Source organism: Roseinatronobacter domitianus (assembly GCF_023336755.1).
Classification (GTDB): Bacteria; Pseudomonadota; Alphaproteobacteria; order Rhodobacterales; family Rhodobacteraceae; genus Roseinatronobacter; species Roseinatronobacter domitianus.
On sequence record NZ_JALZWP010000021.1, the window covers coordinates 15079 to 31949 of the forward strand.

At 61.7% G+C, this 16871-nt stretch carries 15 protein-coding genes and 1 pseudogene; 9 read left to right on the forward strand and 7 right to left on the reverse strand.

The genetic code is table 11. From position 1 onward, the window contains the following. Window positions 1-64 precede the first annotated feature (64 nt). From M3N55_RS14965 to modC, 9 genes are all read left to right on the forward strand, one after another. Window positions 65-1456 carry a trypsin-like peptidase domain-containing protein gene (locus M3N55_RS14965; RefSeq protein WP_428982674.1) on the forward strand — a complete coding sequence of 464 codons (1392 nt, stop codon included), beginning with the start codon at window positions 65-67 and terminating at the stop codon, window positions 1454-1456. A gap of 29 nt (window positions 1457-1485) precedes the next feature. Further along, window positions 1486-2799, forward strand: a complete 1314-nt coding sequence (locus M3N55_RS14970) for a replication-associated recombination protein A (RefSeq protein WP_249060598.1) — start codon at window positions 1486-1488, stop codon at window positions 2797-2799. 142 nt (window positions 2800-2941) lie between these two features. Next, the gene (locus M3N55_RS14975) at window positions 2942-3973 is read left to right on the forward strand and encodes an RluA family pseudouridine synthase (RefSeq protein ID WP_249060600.1); all 1032 of its coding nucleotides are present in this window, start codon (window positions 2942-2944) and stop codon (window positions 3971-3973) included. Further along, the gene (locus tag M3N55_RS14980) at window positions 3973-4629 is read left to right on the forward strand and encodes an HAD-IA family hydrolase (protein WP_249060601.1); all 657 of its coding nucleotides are present in this window, start codon (window positions 3973-3975) and stop codon (window positions 4627-4629) included. Before M3N55_RS14975 ends, M3N55_RS14980 begins: the two co-directional genes overlap by 1 nt. After that, the gene (locus tag M3N55_RS14985) at window positions 4626-5342 is read left to right on the forward strand and encodes an ATP12 family chaperone protein (RefSeq protein WP_249060603.1); all 717 of its coding nucleotides are present in this window, start codon (window positions 4626-4628) and stop codon (window positions 5340-5342) included. Before M3N55_RS14980 ends, M3N55_RS14985 begins: the two co-directional genes overlap by 4 nt. Window positions 5343-5373: 31 nt before the next feature. Further along, complete coding sequence (locus M3N55_RS14990; RefSeq protein WP_249060605.1) at window positions 5374-5757, forward strand: winged helix-turn-helix domain-containing protein; 384 nt, start codon at window positions 5374-5376, stop codon at window positions 5755-5757. A gap of 66 nt (window positions 5758-5823) precedes the next feature. Then, window positions 5824-6597, forward strand: coding sequence for a molybdate ABC transporter substrate-binding protein (gene modA, locus M3N55_RS14995; RefSeq protein WP_249060607.1), 774 nt, complete (start codon window positions 5824-5826; stop codon window positions 6595-6597). A gap of 3 nt (window positions 6598-6600) precedes the next feature. Beyond that, window positions 6601-7296, forward strand: a complete 696-nt coding sequence (gene modB, locus M3N55_RS15000; RefSeq protein ID WP_249060608.1) for a molybdate ABC transporter permease subunit — start codon at window positions 6601-6603, stop codon at window positions 7294-7296. Next, the gene (gene modC / locus M3N55_RS15005) at window positions 7296-8399 is read left to right on the forward strand and encodes a molybdenum ABC transporter ATP-binding protein (RefSeq protein ID WP_249060611.1); all 1104 of its coding nucleotides are present in this window, start codon (window positions 7296-7298) and stop codon (window positions 8397-8399) included. The genes modB and modC overlap by 1 nt, the downstream gene beginning before the upstream one ends. 108 nt (window positions 8400-8507) lie before the next feature. Here the strand turns inward: modC and M3N55_RS15010 are convergent, their stop codons facing one another. From M3N55_RS15010 to M3N55_RS15040, 7 genes and pseudogenes are all read right to left on the reverse strand, one after another. Further along, the gene (locus tag M3N55_RS15010; RefSeq protein WP_249060612.1) at window positions 8508-8711 is read right to left on the reverse strand and encodes a formate dehydrogenase subunit delta; all 204 of its coding nucleotides are present in this window, start codon (window positions 8709-8711) and stop codon (window positions 8508-8510) included. Continuing rightward, window positions 8701-9519 (reverse strand): formate dehydrogenase accessory sulfurtransferase FdhD, encoded by an 819-nt coding sequence (fdhD, locus tag M3N55_RS15015; protein ID WP_249060614.1) that lies wholly within the window; start codon window positions 9517-9519, stop codon window positions 8701-8703. Before fdhD ends, M3N55_RS15010 begins: the two co-directional genes overlap by 11 nt. Further along, window positions 9519-12425, reverse strand: coding sequence for a formate dehydrogenase subunit alpha (gene fdhF / locus M3N55_RS15020; protein ID WP_249060616.1), 2907 nt, complete (start codon window positions 12423-12425; stop codon window positions 9519-9521). Before fdhF ends, fdhD begins: the two co-directional genes overlap by 1 nt. Before the next feature lie 79 nt (window positions 12426-12504). Then, entirely contained in the window at window positions 12505-14013 is a 1509-nt protein-coding gene (locus M3N55_RS15025) for an NADH-ubiquinone oxidoreductase-F iron-sulfur binding region domain-containing protein (protein ID WP_249060618.1), read from the reverse strand. After that, window positions 14010-14486, reverse strand: a complete 477-nt coding sequence (locus M3N55_RS15030; RefSeq protein WP_249060621.1) for a formate dehydrogenase subunit gamma — start codon at window positions 14484-14486, stop codon at window positions 14010-14012. Before M3N55_RS15030 ends, M3N55_RS15025 begins: the two co-directional genes overlap by 4 nt. 744 nt (window positions 14487-15230) lie before the next feature. After that, a complete protein-coding gene (locus M3N55_RS15035) occupies window positions 15231-16295 on the reverse strand; it encodes an ABC transporter ATP-binding protein (protein WP_249060619.1) in 1065 nt (354 codons plus the stop codon). Window positions 16296-16298: 3 nt separating this feature from the next. Then, window positions 16299-16742, reverse strand: a pseudogene (locus M3N55_RS15040) (ABC transporter permease subunit); the annotation flags it as partial. Between the last annotated feature and the right edge of the window lie 129 nt (window positions 16743-16871).

The following is a 16871-nucleotide window of genomic DNA, read 5'->3' on the forward strand; positions in this document are numbered from 1 at the left end:
TTGCGTGCGGGCCTTTTGCTTTGGCCGGCGCGGCCCCATATTGGGTGTTCCGTGATAAAGGAGAATGCCCGTGCTTCGGATCGCAACCCTGTGCCTCGCCTTGTCCCTGTCGGGTCTGTCCCTCTTGCACGCGCAGACTGTGCCGCAGTCGATGGCGCAAATCCAGCTATCCTATGCGCCGCTCGTAAAGCAATCTGCGCCTGCGGTGGTCAATATTTACGCGCAACGCGTCGTGGCGGAACGCCGTAATCCCTTTGCCGATGATCCCTTCTTTGGCGACCTGTTCCGCAATTTCGGGCAGGCCACCCCGCGTGTGCAGAATTCGCTGGGGTCGGGTGTGATCGTGGGCGCGGATGGGCTGGTCGTGTCGAATTATCATGTCGTCGGTCAAGCCACCGAAATTCGCGTGGTGCTGAATGACCGGCGCGAATTCGCCGCCGAAGTGGTTCTGACGGATGAGGAAAGCGATTTGGCTGTGTTGCAATTGCAAGGTGCGAGCGATCTACCCGCGTTATCGCTTGCAGATTCTGACGTGGTGGAGGTGGGTGATCTGGTGCTCGCCATCGGCAACCCATTCGGGGTGGGGCAGACCGTGTCCAGCGGCATCATCTCTGGCCTTGCGCGCTCTGGCATCGCCGTGGGGTCTGGGCGCGGCTATTTTCTGCAAACCGACGCGCCCATCAACCCCGGCAATTCCGGCGGCGCGCTGGTGAATATGGCGGGTGAGTTGGTCGGCGTGAACACCGCGATCATCACCCGCTCGGGTGGGTCAAACGGGATTGGCTTTGCGATTCCTGCCAATTTGGTCACGCAGGTCGTGGCCCAAGCCCGCGAGGGGCGGGCGCGGTTCCAGCGTCCCTGGGCGGGTGTGACGGCGCAAGCGGTGGATGCGGCTTTGGCCGAAGCGTTCGACCAGAGCATTCCGGCGGGTGTGGTGCTTCTGGACCTGCACCCAGACAGCCCCTTGGCCGAAGCCGGATTGCAGCGCGGCGATGTGGTTTTGGCGGTCGATGGAGGGGAGGTGAACTCTGCCCCCGAGATGATGTTCCGGTTGGCTGCCAAGGGACTTGGGGCGCAATCGGTGCTGCAAACCCGCCGAGATGGCCAAACCCGCGAGGTCACGGTTGATCTGATCGCGCCGCCCGAAACCCCGCCGCGCGACACGCGCCGGATAGAGGAGCGTTCGGCACTTTCCGGGCTGGAGGTGGCGCGTATCAACCCAGCCGTGATCGCGGAATTCGGTCTGTCGCCCGAGGCCGGGGGTATTCTGGTCACGCAAGCACGCGATCTGGCCGCCCGCGTTGGGCTGCGTCCCGGCGATGTGTTGCTGGCAATCAACGGCGCGCGCGTGGACGGCACAGATGATGTCGTGCGCCTTTCGCGCGCGCAGACCCGGACCTGGGTGATCGAGTTGATTCGCGACGGACGTCAGGTTTCGTTACGGTTTCGGCTGTAATGCACGGCACCGGCGCGCTAGGTTAGGGTATGGCTGACCTGTTCGATACCGCGGCACCCGGTGCTCCCAAACATGGCCCGCGCCCGTTGGCTGACCGGCTGCGCCCGCGCGCGCTGGCAGAGGTGATCGGGCAGGCCAAGGCCATTGGCCCGGATGGCCCGCTTGGCGCGATGCTGGCCAGTAGCCAGTTGGCCAGCCTCATCTTCTGGGGTCCGCCCGGCGTGGGCAAGACGACCATTGCACGGCTGTTGGCCGACCACACGCAGCAAGAATTCGTCCAGATCAGCGCGATTTTCTCTGGCGTGCCGGAACTGCGCAAAGTGTTCGATGCCGCCAAGCTGCGCCGCCAGACCGGGCGCGGGACGATGCTGTTCGTCGATGAAATCCACCGCTTCAACCGCGCCCAGCAGGACAGTTTCCTACCGCATATGGAGGATGGCACGATCACGCTGGTCGGTGCCACAACAGAGAACCCGTCTTTCGAATTGAACGCCGCTTTAATGTCGCGCGCTCAAGTGATCGTTCTGGAGCGGCTGACATTGACCGATCTGGAATTGCTGGCGCAACGGGCCGAGCAGGAACTGGGCCGTGCGCTGCCACTGGATGGCCCCGCGCGCGAGGCGCTTTTGGAAATGGCCGATGGCGACGGGCGTGCCGGGCTGAACCTGATCGAGCAGGTTATGGGTTGGCAGGTTTCGGGCAAGCTGGACCGCAAGGCTCTGTCACAACGCCTGATGCGGCGTGCCGCGCAATATGACAAATCGGGCGACGCGCATTACAACCTGATTTCTGCGTTGCACAAATCGGTGCGCGGGTCCGACCCGGACGCGGCGGTCTATTGGCTGGCACGGATGATAGAGGGCGGCGAAGACCCGCGTTATCTGGCGCGGCGCATGGTGCGCATGGCGGTCGAGGATATTGGCCTTGCCGACCCGCAAGCGCAGGCTGTGTGTCTGGACGCGTGGAACACCTATGAGCGCCTTGGCAGCCCCGAGGGCGATCTGGCGCTGGCGCAGGCGATAATCTACCTTGCGCTCGCGCCCAAGTCGAACGCGGGCTATGTGGCCTGGAAGGGCGCGCAAAAGCTGGCCAAGCAGACCGGGTCGGAACCGCCGCCCAAACACATCCTGAACGCACCCACCGGATTGATGAAAGAACAGGGCTATGGGGCGGGTTATACCTATGACCACGATGCTGAGGATGGGTTTTCCGGGCAGAACTATTTTCCCGACGGAGTGACACGCCCGGTGCTGTATGCGCCGCCTGAACGCGGGTTCGAGCGCGACCTGGGCAAGCGGGTGGCGTGGTTCGCCAAATTGCGGGCCAAGCGGCAAGGTGGCTGAACGGGCAGGGGGCGTGCGCCGCCCCCTCGCCAGCCTTGGCAGGCTGGCTCACCCCCGGCGGAGTATTTGGGGCAAGATGACGGGGGCGTTGACATTCGGGGGCGGCTGCGCGCATGACACGAACGGTTTTCAGGGGAACGCGATGAGCAGGGTAGACACACGGCAGGTCGGGCCAGAGGATGGCGGCCAACGGCTGGACCGCTGGCTGAAACGCCAGTTCCCGCAGATCACGCAGGGGCTGATTGAGAAAGCCTGCCGCAAAGGAGAAATCCGCGTGGATGGTGGGCGGGTGAAGGCGAATACCCGTATCGAGGCCGGACAATCGGTACGCGTGCCGCCTTTGCCGGATGCGCCTGCAGCGCCGCCCGTGCTGACGTCCGGTATATCCGATGCCGATGCCGAGATGATCCGGTCCTGCGTGATCTTTCGTGACCAGCACGTGATTGCGTTGAACAAGCCTCCGGGGTTGCCCAGCCAAGGCGGTAGCGGGCAGGGCAAGCGGCATGTTGACGGTTTGGCGGATGCGTTGATGTTCGACTACAAGGAACGCCCGATGCTGGTGCACCGTCTGGACAAGGACACGTCGGGCGTGCTGCTTTTGGCGCGCACCCCGCGCGTGGCGCGCCGCCTGTCCGAGAGCTTCCGCCATCGCAACACCCGCAAGATATATTGGGCGCTTGTTGCCGGCGTGCCGCAACCCTTGATGGGAACGGTGCGCTATGGCCTGCTGAAAACCGGCGGGCGCGGGGCTGAAAAAATGCGCTGCATTCACCCCAACGACGTGGACAGCACAGAAGGCGCAAAACGCGCGCAGACCGATTTCGCGGTCATCGAGCGGCTGGGTAGCCGGGCCGCGTGGATGGCTTTGTCCCCCATCACGGGCCGCACGCACCAATTGCGCGCGCATATGGCCGAGATGGGCCATCCTATCATGGGGGACGGCAAATATGGTGGCTCGGCGCAGGAGAACCTTGGCGACGGCTGGGGCGCGGGCATTGGCGGAGAGGTCAGCCGGAAGTTGCATCTGCACGCGCGGTCACTGGTGCTGGAGCACCCTGTCACCGGCGGAATGTTGAACGTGACCGCGCGCTTGCCTGAACACATGGCGCAGACATGGGCGCTGTTCGGCTGGACGGAACGCGACGCCCCGGCAGACCCGTTCGAGGACGCCTGATGCAGTTGGTCGTCTTTGATGTCGATGGCACGTTGGTCGACAGTCAGGCGCATATTCTGCTTGCCATGGAAGGCGCGTTCAGTGCGCTTGCACACCCCATGCCGGACCGTGCAGCCTGCCTTGCCGCGGTGGGCTTGTCTTTGCCGGAGGTCATGTTGCGGCTGGCGCCGGATCTGAGCACGGCGGACCATGCCGCTCTTGTTGTCGCCTACAAAGACAGGTTCCACGCATTGCGGGGAGCCGCGCCATCGCAGCTTTATCCCGGTGCCTCTGAGGTGCTGACGCGGCTTGCCGCGCGGCCAGATGTGGTGCTTGGCATCGCCACCGGAAAGTCGCGTCGGGGAATTGAGCATATCATCACTTCACATGGCTGGGATGGGCTGTTTCAGACTGTGCAGGTGGCCGATAATCACCCGTCGAAGCCGCATCCGTCTATGCTGCATGCCTGTCTTGACGCGACCGGCGTTGCACCAGAGCATGCCGTCATGGTGGGGGACACAGAGTTTGACATGCAGATGGCCCAAGCGGCCGGTTTGCTTGGCGTGGGGGTGTCATGGGGGTATCACCCACGCGCGCGGCTTGGTCCCCGCGTGATCGACGATTTCACGGAATTGGAGGGCGCGTTGCGCATGATATGGGACGAGGCCACGGTATGAGCGGTTGGGTCAAGAAGCGGTTCTGGGCGGATGTCACAGTGGCAGAAGCCGACGATGGATTTGCCATTGAACTGGACGGGCGCCGTGTAAAGACGCCCGCAAAAGCACCGCTTGCGGTGCCGACCCGCGCCTTTGCTGACGTGATCGCAGAGGAATGGCGCGCGCAGGGCGAGGCCATCAACCCCGCCAGTATGCCTGCCACACGCGCGGCCAATGCGGCCATTGACAAGGTGCGCGGGCAGATGGGTGAAGTTGCCGGTCTGATTACCGATTATGGTGATAGCGATCTTGTCTGCTACCGTGCAGAAGCGCCCGACAGGCTGGTTGCGCGGGAAGCCGAGGCCTGGGGCCCAATCGTGGACTGGACGGCGCATCGTTACGGGGTGCAGCCGATTGTGTGCACGGGCGTCGTGCATGTGCCCCAGCCAGCGGCGCTACTGGAGGGCTTGCGGGCCGACGTGGTTCGGCTGACTGCGTTCGAGCTGACCTGTTTTCACGATCTGGTGGCCATGTCGGGGTCCTTGCTGATCGCGCTGGCGGTTATTGATCGTTTCGATGCTCCAGAAGCGTTATGGGCCATTTCGCGCGTGGATGAGGAGTGGCAGATCACGCAATGGGGCACAGATGAAGAGGCAGAGGCCTTGACCGAGCTGCGCAAACGGTCATTTCTGGACGCGGCGCGGTTCTACTTCGCGCTTCAACCCGGCGCTTGAACCTCGCGCGGCAGGGCTGGAAAGGGGTCCAATGACTCAGACTTGTAACGCCGACATGCCCGCGCCAAGCCTTCGTTTGCGGATTGTATTTGGTGATTTGGTCATGCTTGGCCCCGGCAAAGCGGATTTGTTGGAGCGTATCCACGACACAGGGTCCATTGCCGCCGCAGGGCGCAGCATGTCGATGAGCTACAAGCGCGCTTGGATGCTGGTCGAGACAATGAACACGGCGTTTCAAGAGCCGCTTGTTGCATCTTCACGGGGTGGGGCGAAGGGCGGAGGTGCGTATCTGACCGAAACCGGGGTCGAGGTTCTGGCGCAGTATCGTGCGTTGGAAGCACTCGTGGCCGAAGCTGGTGCGGCGCAAGTGTCGGCGCTGCAAGCCTTGCTGCGCGATCCGTCTGATAGAAAATAACGCTTGCTTGCTGGAATGGCTTTTGCGATATGTTTCATTGAACATATCCAGAAAGAAATGTCCCGCATGATCTTGTCGCCCGTCAGGCCTGCCGCCACGGCCTTTGCGGTGGTTGCCGTCCTTGCGGCCCCTGCGTTGGCTAATGATGTTCACGTCTTTGCCGCGGCCAGCATGGCAAATGCCATGGCAGAGATTGAGGCCGGGTTCGAGGCCGCCACTCAGCATGACCTTGTCGTGTCGCTGGCCGGGTCATCCGTGCTGGCGCGTCAAATCCAACAAGGCGCACCGGCGGATATCTTCATTTCCGCCAATCCCGGCTGGATGGATGTTCTGGAAAGTGGCGGCCTGCTGGAACCCGGCACCCGCTTTGACCTGCTGAACAACAGCCTTGTGCTAATCGCTGCGGGAACAGAGGCACCGGATATTCAGATCGGGCCAGAGATGGACCTTGCGGGCCTGCTGGGCGCGGGGCGTCTGGCGATGGCCTTGGTCGATGCTGTCCCGGCAGGCATCTATGGCAAAGCCGCGCTGGACAGTCTTGGGCTGTGGGACACCGTCAAAACACAAGTCGCGCAAGCCGACAATGTGCGTGCTGCGTTAGCCTTTGTTACGACTGGCGAAGCGCCTTTCGGCATTGTCTATGCAACCGATGCCGTTGCGTCAGAGAACGTGACCGTGGTTGGCACCTTCCCGGCAGATACGCACCCCCGCATCATCTACCCCGCCGCTGACCTTGCCAATCGTGATACCGCTGCCGAAGCCGCGTTCATGGACTACCTGCGCGGACCAGAGGCGCGGGCCGCGTTCGAACGACAGGGTTTCGGGTTTGTGGCAGAATAGCCGATGACAGATTGGCTTGGCCCAGCCGAATGGCAGGCGGTGGCGCTGTCGCTGCGTGTGTCCTTCTGGGCCACGCTTGTCAGTCTGCCGTTGGGCATAGCTGTGGCCTATGCTTTGGCGCGTTGGTCCTTCCCCGGCAAACAGCTTGTGAATGGGATTGTTCATCTGCCACTCATTCTGCCGCCCGTAGTCACAGGCTATGTGTTGCTGCTGACCTTGGGCACCCAAGGCCCGGTTGGTGGCATCTTGGCCGATTGGGGCATTGTGTTGGCCTTTCGGTGGACCGGCGCGGCCGTGGCTGCTGCGGTCATGGCCTTTCCGTTGATGGTGCGGGCCATCCGCCTTTCAATAGAAGCGATCGATCCCAAACTGGAACAGGCCAGCGCCACGCTTGGCGCACCGCCCGTATGGGTTTTTCTGACAGTCACATTGCCCATGGCACTGCCCGGCATCATTGCCGGTACGATCCTTGCTTTCGCCAAGGCGATGGGGGAATTCGGGGCAACGATTACCTTCGTGTCGAACATCCCCGGCCAGACCCGCACCATCCCTTCGGCCATCTACGCTTTTCTGCAAGTGCCGGGAGGCGAGGGCGCCGCGATGAAACTCGTGATCGTGTCGGTCGTCGTGGCGATGGGGGCGCTCCTGTTGTCAGAACTGTTGGCTCGGCGCGTCGCGGCACGGGTCGGAGGCGCGTAATGCTGGAGGTTACGGTCAAACACAGCTTCAAGGGCTTTACCCTGGATACTGCCTTCAAAGCCCCGGCAGGTGTGACCGTGCTGTTCGGGCGCTCCGGCTCGGGCAAGACCACGCTTGTCAACGCGGTCGCCGGGTTGCTGATGCCCGATCAGGGCCGGATCGTGGCCGATGATTGGGTGCTTTTGGACACCGCAAAGGGCATCCGCCTGCGCCCCCATAAACGTCGCTTGGGGTATGTGTTTCAAGAAGGGCGTCTGTTTCCGCACCTGACCGTGCGTCAGAACCTTGCCTATGGCGCTTGGTTCGCCCCAAAGGGTGCCCCGCGCGAAGATCTGCCGCGCGTGGTCGACATGTTGGGCCTTGGCGCGCTGTTGGATCGCCGCCCGACCGCGCTCTCTGGGGGCGAAAAACAGCGTGTCGCCATCGGTCGGGCGTTGCTGTCCGCACCGCGTCTGATCCTCGCAGATGAACCTTTGGCTGCGCTGGACGAGGCGCGCAAGGCAGAGATCCTGCCGTATTTTGAACGCTTGCGCGACGAGGTGTCGGTCCCGATCCTCTATGTCAGCCATTCGGCGTCGGAAGTGGCGCGGCTGGCGACCACCGTTGTCGCGCTGGATGCGGGCCGTGTCGTGGTCCAAGGTCCGGCGGCAGAGGTTTTGGGTGATCCTGCCGTGCGCCCCGGCGGCACGCGAGAGATGGGCGCTGTTCTGATGGCGCGAGTTTTGCAGCACCACGAAGATGGTTTGACCGAACTGGATGCGGGCGGTTTGCCTCTGTTCCTGCCGCGCGTGCGGGCGGCTTGCGGAACGGTGCTCCGCATTCGCATTGCCGCGCATGATGTGATTCTGTCACGTGCGCGGCCCGAAGGTTTGTCGGCGCTCAATATGCTGGCCGGAACGGTGGCCGCAATCCGCACTGGTGACGGCCCAGGTGCGCTCGTGGCACTGGACACGAAAGCCGGGCGCATTCTGGCGCGGATTACACGACGGTCGGTCGCGGCACTGGGGCTGGCCGAAGGGCAGACCTGTTACGCCGTTGTCAAATCTGTCGCCGTCGCACCGGAAGATATTGGCGGCACCCACACCATGCCAGCCCAGGGTTGACCCGCTCAGACCGCCCCTGTGTCGTGCCTGTCCGGGGCTTGGGTAAGGCCGTAGTATGATCGGAAATACCGACCCGGCCGGACCGCAGAAACCCCAACCGGCCTGCGGCTAGGTAAGGCGCGCGGCCTTGACGACGATCTCATCAAGACCCTCGCCCCCTTCCTCGACATAATCGCGCAACTGCGCGCGCATCCGTGGTTCCCAGTAATCCGTGATATGGGCCGCAACACGCGCGGGCGCGTCCTCTTTCGGCTGTGTCTTGAAGAAGGTGGCGATCTGGTTGGCCATACGGACCATCTTTTCAGGCGACATCGGAGACCTTTTCAGTAACACGGTGAGGGTGGGAATACAGGTCAAACGCCCCGCCACGGGCAAAGGCTGCCAGCGTCATGCCTGCGCCTTGGGCCAGCCGCAACGCATGGGCGGTTGGGGCCGAAACGGCGATCAGGGTAGAGATGCCAGCTATCGCGCATTTCTGCACCAGTTCAACCGACAGGCGGCTGGTCATCACCACGGCACCCGTAGCAGGGTCGATCCCTTGCCGCGCCAGCGCCCCGATCAGCTTGTCGAGCGCGTTATGCCGGCCAACATCTTCACGCACCAGCACGATGCCGGCGCCCGGCAGCAGGAACCCTGCGGCATGGGTCGCGCGGGTCTGGTCGTGCAAGGGTTGCTGGTCGCGCAACATGTCGGTGGCGCGGGCAACCTCGGCACGGGTAAAACGTGGCCCGTCGCCCACGGACGGCAGGTCGCGCGCGGCGGCGTCCAGGCTGTCTATCCCGCACAGCCCACACCCAACCGGACCGGCCATGAAACGGCGGCGTTCTGCCAAGGCGTCTGCCCGGTCCTCGCGCAGCCAGAAGCGCGCTTCCAGTCCGTTTGGGTGCTCTGCCAATTCAAACCCGTCTAACTGGTCAGGCGCGGTGACAATGCCTTCGGACAGCGCAAAACCCAGTGCCAAATCCTGCACATCTGCGGGCGTGGCCATCATAACCGCAGCGCTCGACCCGTCGAATACCATCGCCACCGCGACTTCTTCGGGTAATGTGCGATGCACTGCCACGGCCCGGTCAGGCTGGACCGACAGGCCGGGCTGGCTGATATGGACGCGCGCGGCCATCACTCTGCCGCCGGAAGAATGCGGCGTGCCTGCGCGGCCTGTGCGGCATAATCTTCCTGCCACACGCTTGGCCCGTTCGAGGGGCTGACCTGCACCGCCGTTACCTTGTATTCGGGGCAGTTCGTGGCCCAGTCGGAATAATCGGTGGTTATGACATTGGCCTGCGTGTCGGGGTGGTGGAAGGTGGTATACACCACACCGGGGCTGACGCGGTCGGTGATCTTTGCACGCAGGGTCGTCTCGCCCGAGCGCGAGGCGAGTCTCACGTAATCGCCGTCATTCAGCCCCCGGTTTTCGGCATCATGCGGGTGAATTTCCAGCAAGTCTTGCTCATGCCAGACCACGTTTTCTGTCCGCCGCGTCTGCGCGCCGACATTGTATTGCGACAGAATGCGCCCCGTGGTCAGCAGCAGCGGAAAGCGTGGACCGGTCTTTTCATCCGTGGCCACATATTCCGTCACGATAAACCGCCCCTTGCCGCGCACGAAACCATCGACATGCATCAGCGGTGTCCCATCGGGGTGCGCTTCGTTGCAGGGCCACTGCACAGAGCCTTTCTCTTCCAGCACCGTGTAGCTGACACCGGCGAAAGAGGGCGTGGTCAGCGCGATCTCATCCATGATCTGGCTGGGGTGCATGTAGGACCAGTTGGCGCCCATCTTGTTGGCCAGCATCTGGGTAATTTCCCAGTCTGCATAGCCATTGCGGGGTTTCATCACCTCGCGCACGCGGTTGATGCGGCGTTCGGCATTGGTAAACGTGCCATCCTTCTCCAAGAAGGTAGACCCCGGCAGGAACACATGCGCGTAATTCGCGGTCTCGTTCAGGAACAGGTCGTGGACGATGACACACTCCATCGCCGCCAGACCCGCCGCGACATGTTTGGTGTCGGGGTCGGATTGCAGAATGTCCTCGCCTTGGCAATACAGCCCCTTGAATGTGCCATCCACGGCGGCATCCAGCATGTTGGGAATGCGCAGGCCCGGTTCGGCGTCAATCTCGACCCCCCAAACCGACTTGAACAGATCGCGCACGTCGTCATTCTTGACATGGCGGTAGCCCGGCAATTCATGCGGGAATGACCCCATGTCGCAGGCGCCCTGCACATTGTTTTGCCCGCGCAATGGGTTCACACCCACGCCGGGGCGGCCCAGATTGCCGGTCAGCATGGCAAGGTTGGCAATCGACATGACGGTGGTGGAGCCTTGGCTATGCTCGGTTACGCCAAGCCCATAGTAGATCGCGCCATTGCCGCCGGTGGCAAACAGCTTTGCTGCCTCGCGCAAGTCTGCGGCCGGCACCCCGGTTAGCATCTCGGTTGCTTCGGGCGCGTGGCGTGGGTCGCTGACGAATGCGGCGTAGTCCTGAAATTCGTCCCAGTCGCAACGCTCGCGGATGAACGCTTCATCCATCAGCCCTTCGGTGACGATGACATGCGCCAGTGCCGTGACCACAGCCACATTGGTGCCGGGGCGCAGGGGCAGGTGATGCGAGGCTTTCACATGGGCCGATTTCACCAGATCAATCCGGCGCGGGTCGATCACGATCAGCTTTGCGCCCGCGCGCAGACGTTTTTTCAACCGGCTGGCAAAAACCGGGTGCCCGTCAGTCGGGTTCGCGCCGATCACGATCACCACATCTGTGTGTTCCACGCTGTCAAAGTCTTGCGTGCCCGCGCTGGTGCCGAAGGTCTGACCAAGCCCATAGCCGGTGGGCGAATGGCACACGCGTGCGCAGGTATCGGTGTTGTTATTGCCGAACACCGCACGGGCCAGCTTTTGCACAAGGTAGGTTTCTTCATTGGTGCAACGGCTGGAGGTAATGACCCCGATGGATTTCTGCCCGTATTCGGCCTGAATCCCGCGCATCTTGGTGGCGGCGAATCCCAGCGCTTCATCCCATGACACTTCACGCCATGGGTCTGAAATCCGGTCACGGATCATCGGGTTCAGAATGCGGTCCTTGTGGCTGGCATAGCCATAGGCAAAGCGCCCCTTCACGCAGCTATGGCCGCGATTCGCCTTGCCGTGCTTGTAGGGCACCATGCGCACAAGCTGGTCGCCCTGCATCTCTGCCTTGAACGAACAGCCCACGCCGCAATAGGCGCAGGTGGTCACGACGGACCGATCCGGCGTGCCCATCTCGATCACGGATTTCTCTTGCAGCGTCGCGGTTGGGCAGGCCTGCACGCAGGCCCCGCAAGACACGCAGTCGGACGCAAGCGCGTCGTCGGTTTTCGCGCCAAAGGACACGCGGCTGTCAAAGCCGCGCCCTTCGATGGTCAGCGCAAAGGTGCCTTGCACTTCCTCGCAGGCGCGCACGCAGCGATTGCAGACAATGCATTTCGCCGGATCATAGCTGAAATACGGGTTGCTGTCGTCCTTGGGCCGCCATTCGGGGTTCGTCTCGCCAGATGTGTTGCGGGGTGCGAAATGCGTGGCTATGCCGCCTGTCGGCGCGGTATAACGCACATCGCGCAGGCCCACGGCGCCCGCCATGTCCTGCAATTCGCAATCGCCATTGGCTGAGCAGGTCAGGCAATCCAGCGGGTGGTCGCTGATATACAGCTCCATCACGCCCTTGCGGATTTTGCGCACACTGTCGGATTGCGTGCGCACGACCATACCGGGCGCGACCGGTGTTGTGCAGGATGCGGGTGTCCCGCGACGCCCTTCAATCTCAACCACGCACAAGCGGCACGACCCGAACGCCTCCAGGCTGTCTGTCGCACAGAGCTTCGGCACCTGAATGCCGGCTTCTGCCGCCGCGCGCATCACGGATGTGCCTTCGGGCACCGTAACCTCGAACCCGTCAATCGACAGCGTCACCGGCGCGCCCTGCTTCGCAGGAGTGCCCATGTCGCGCTCGTCTTTCCAGTCCATCGGGGGGATGATGAAATCTTTCATTGTGCCGCCCTTTGCTTCATCTTGCCAAAAATACTCTGGGGGTGTGGGGGCAACGCCCCCGCGCATGCCGGATAAGGGCTCATTCCGCAGCCGCCTTCGCGCGGGCGAAATCGTCTGGGAAATGCGTCAGTGCCGACATGACAGGCAGCGGCGTGAAGCCCCCCAGCGCGCAGAGCGAGCCGTCTTTCATTGTGGCGCACAGGTCTGTCAGCAGCGGGATGGCCGCAGGGTCGCCCTGCGCGATGCGGTCAATGGTTTCGACCCCGCGCACCGCGCCAATACGGCACGGCGTGCATTTGCCGCAGGATTCCACGGCGCAGAATTCCATCGCGAAGCGCGCCATGCCCAGCATATCGGTGCGGTCGTCAAACACGACCAGACCGGCATGACCCAGCAAGCCGCCCTCGGAATCCAATTCCTCGTAGCCCAGTTGTGCCCCAAGTTTTGACACTGGCAGATAAGATCCCAGCGGCCCGCCGACCTGCACGGCTTTCACCGGGTGGCCGGTTGCCGTGCCGCCGCCAAGGTCGTTCACCACCTCGTCCAGCGAAATGCCAAACGCCGTTTCAAACAACCCGCCGCGCGCGACGTTCCCGGCTATTTGCAGCGTCACAGTCCCGCGTGAGCGGCCCAGCCCGAAATCGGCATAGAATTGCGCGCCGCGCTCAAAGATGACCGGCACGGTCGCGAGCGAGATCACGTTGTTCACCACGGTCGGGCGGCCCAGAAAGCCCTCCAGCGCGGGCAGCGGGGGCTTTGCGCGCACCACGCCGCGCTTGCCCTCCAGCGAGTTCAGCAGCGAGGTTTCCTCGCCGCAGACATAGGCGCCTGCGCCGACACGGATTTCCATGTCAAACGCGCGGCCCGATCCCAATACATCGGCACCCAAAACGCTCGCTTGGCGCGCAATCTCAACCGCGCGGCGCATCACCGTGATCGCGTCAGGATATTCCGAGCGCAGGTAGACATAGCCGCGCGTCGCGCCCACGCCCAAGCCCGCAATCGCCATGCCCTCGATCAGGGTGAACGGATCGCCTTCCATAACCATACGGTCAGCGAAGGTGCCGCTGTCACCCTCATCGGCGTTGCAAACGATGTATTTCTGGGGGCCGTCCGCGTCATGCACGGTCTGCCACTTGATGCCGGTCGGGAAACCCGCGCCGCCGCGTCCGCGCAGGCCAGAGGCCTTCACCTCATCCACGATTTGCTGGCCGGTCATGGCAATCGCGCGGCGCAGGCCCGCAAGCCCGCCATGCGCTTCATAATCCTCCAATGACAGCGGGTCGATGACGCCCACGCGCGCGAAGGTCAGCCGGGTCTGACGTTTCATCCAGTCCAGATCCTCGACCGGGCCAAGCGCCTTTGGGCTGGTGCCGTCCAGAATGCCCGCCACATCGCCCGCATCCGCAGGGCCATATCCGTGGCGTACCCCGTCAATCTCGACCTCGACCAGCGGTTCCAGCCAGATCATGCCGCGCGTGCCGGTGCGGATGATCCGCGCGTCGGGGGCCGCTGCGCGCAGCGCGGCAACAACATCTTCAGCGCCAAGCGCCTTGGCGGCGCTGTCCATCGGGACGTAAATTTTCATGCGCCCGCCTCCGCCAGCAGCTTGTCGAGTTTCGCGGCATCGACCCGCCCCACGACCCGGTCATCGACCATCGCGGCGGGCGCGCAGGCGCATAGGCCCAGGCAATAGACGGGTTCTATCGTGACCACGCCGTTTCGGGTGGTGCCGTGCCAATCCAGCCCCAGCTTAGCCAGCAGGTTTTCCGCCAACGCCGCGCCGCCCATCGCCTGACACGCTTCCGCACGACAAATCTTGACCACATGCCGCCCTGCGGGTGCGTCTCGGAAATCATGGTAGAAGCTGATTACGCCGTGTAACTCTGCCTTGGTGATGTTCAGAGTATCGCAAATCGCGGCGTGCGCTGCGGCTGGCACATGGCCGAAGGCCTCCTGCAATGCGTGCAGCATCGGCAAAAGTGGACCTTCAAGCGGCAGATGCGCCTCTATAATCGCAGAAATCTCTGTTTCGGTGGGGTGGGGCGTGGCGAGTGTCATGGCGGTGCCTTGTCCGATTACAGCGTCCATTGCATCCGCTAATCATTCAGAAATCAATATTTATGATCCATGTTTAGATAGGCATTGCCTATCAACTAAACCCATTGCGACATTATATCCGCAGGGCTCAGCACGCGGCGCGCAGATGCGACATTGCGAATGGTTCCCGAAGGCTTTCCACGGGCGCACTAAGCGGTAATGGCCAAACACGCTTTGCCCCAGACGCGCGGCGCGGAAGCGATAAGTGCTTTGCAGAGCCGTGGGCTGAAGCAGCTATCGGCCAAATTGTCGCCATGTTGGTCGGGTATGCTTATCGAAGCACTTAGATCAGGCGGACAGACAATGGTTATTCGCGCAGTTTGCAGAATCTTTGCCGCATTGGCGCGGATCACAACAAGACTGTTGGGTCAGCGTCCTGTGAGCTTCAGGGGTGGCTCTGTGAATGCGCAGAACATCGAACGCAGTTTCAAAACTGTGTTTCATATGCTGCCGCAGCCGCGACGGGAGGATCTGATAGTGTATTATCAGCGGCGTATGAATTGCACACGAATTCAGGCTATGGGGCGTGCGATAGAGGATCGTGCACGCGACAATGGGCTACGGATGTAGGTTTGCGCGGTTTCAATTTTCGTGCGCGTCACCACCAGGCCAACGCTCTGATAGTGCGGCCTGCTGCTTCCATTGTTTGCGGACATGGAAACGCGTCATGCAAGGCGGAAGCGCAGCACGGATAGTCGCCCGTTCCTAGTCAGTTTTCGCGGCGCGACGCAGGCCTGATCCCACCTCAAAAATATGGGCCTTGCCCGGCTCTATTCGAAAGCTCTGTGTATCGCTGGCGGGTTTCAATTGATGCACCCCTTGCAGACTAACGGTGAACCCAATGTCCGAGCCTTCGATTACGCCATGCAACAGGGTATTTGCGCCAAGTGGTTCTGCCAACCTTATCGTGACGCGCAGCGGCCCGTTCTCATCCGGTATGAGATGTTCGGGCCTTACCCCCAGCTTTACGGGTCCATCTGCACCAGTCGTATCGGCGACGGTTTGCCCCTGAAACACAAGTTTACCGCCCTTCACCTCAGCCGTCACAATGTTCATTGCAGGGCTTCTGATGAACTGTGCGGCGAATAGCGTGCGGGGGGGTTCGTACACGTCAAGCGGCGTGCCAATCTGTTCAACGGCGCCTGCGTTCATCACAATCATGCGGTCGGCCATGGTCATCGCCTCCACCTGATCATGTGTGACATAAAGCGAGGTGATGCCCAGCTTTGATTGCAGTTCCTTGATTTCAAGCCGCATCTGAACCCTTAGTTTTGCATCAAGGTTCGAAAGCGGTTCATCAAACAGGAACACGGCCGGTTCACGCACAATCGCGCGCCCCATCGCGACGCGCTGGCGTTGCCCACCCGACAGTTGCTTTGGTTTGCGGTCAAGCAGGGATTCGAGTTGCAACAATTGGGCAGCCGCAACGACCTTTGAGTCGATCTGAGCCTTTGGCATTTTGGCAATTTTTAGCCCATATCCCATATTTTGACGCACCGACATATGCGGATAAAGGGCATAGTTCTGAAACACCATCGCAATGTCGCGATCCATTGGTTCCTTGTTATTTGCCCGTTCGCCACCGATCAAGATGTCACCGGCAGTCAAGGTCTCTAACCCGGCAACGATGCGCAGCAAGGTTGATTTCCCGCAGCCAGATGGTCCGACAATGACGATGAATTCGCCATCTTCGATGTCGGTTGTGATTCCGTGGATCACATCGGTCGCGCCAAAACTTTTCTTGACGTCCTTGAGGGAAACCGTTGCCATATCTTATTTCTCGCTATCGACGAGGCCGCGGATAAACAGCCGTTGCATGCTGATCACAACAATCACCGGAGGGATCATTGCAAGAATAGAGGTCGCCATAATCACGGGCCAATCAGCGACATCATCGCCTGATGGGAACATCTGTTTAATCCCCATGACGATGGTGTTCATTTCCGGATCGGTTGTGATGAGAAGGGGCCACAGATATTGGTTCCACCCATAGATGAATAGAATCACGAAAAGGGCTGCGACATTGGTCCGGCTCATGGGAACGACGATATCCCAAAAGAACCGCATTGGACTTGCGCCATCGACACGGGCAGCTTCGGCCAGCTCATCCGGAATTGTCAGGAAGAATTGGCGAAACAGAAATGTGGCTGTAGCAGAGGCGATGAGCGGGAAGACCAACCCACCGTAGCTGTTTAACTGTTGATTGTCACTGAGAACTGACCCGGCAACAGCAGAAATTGTCATTGAGAATTGACCCATGTGCAACCTTGCCCCTGCGCAAAGCAGTCGGGGGCGTCAGGAGTGATAGACATGGGATTTTTGAGGATTATTCGGAAGTGGGCGTTG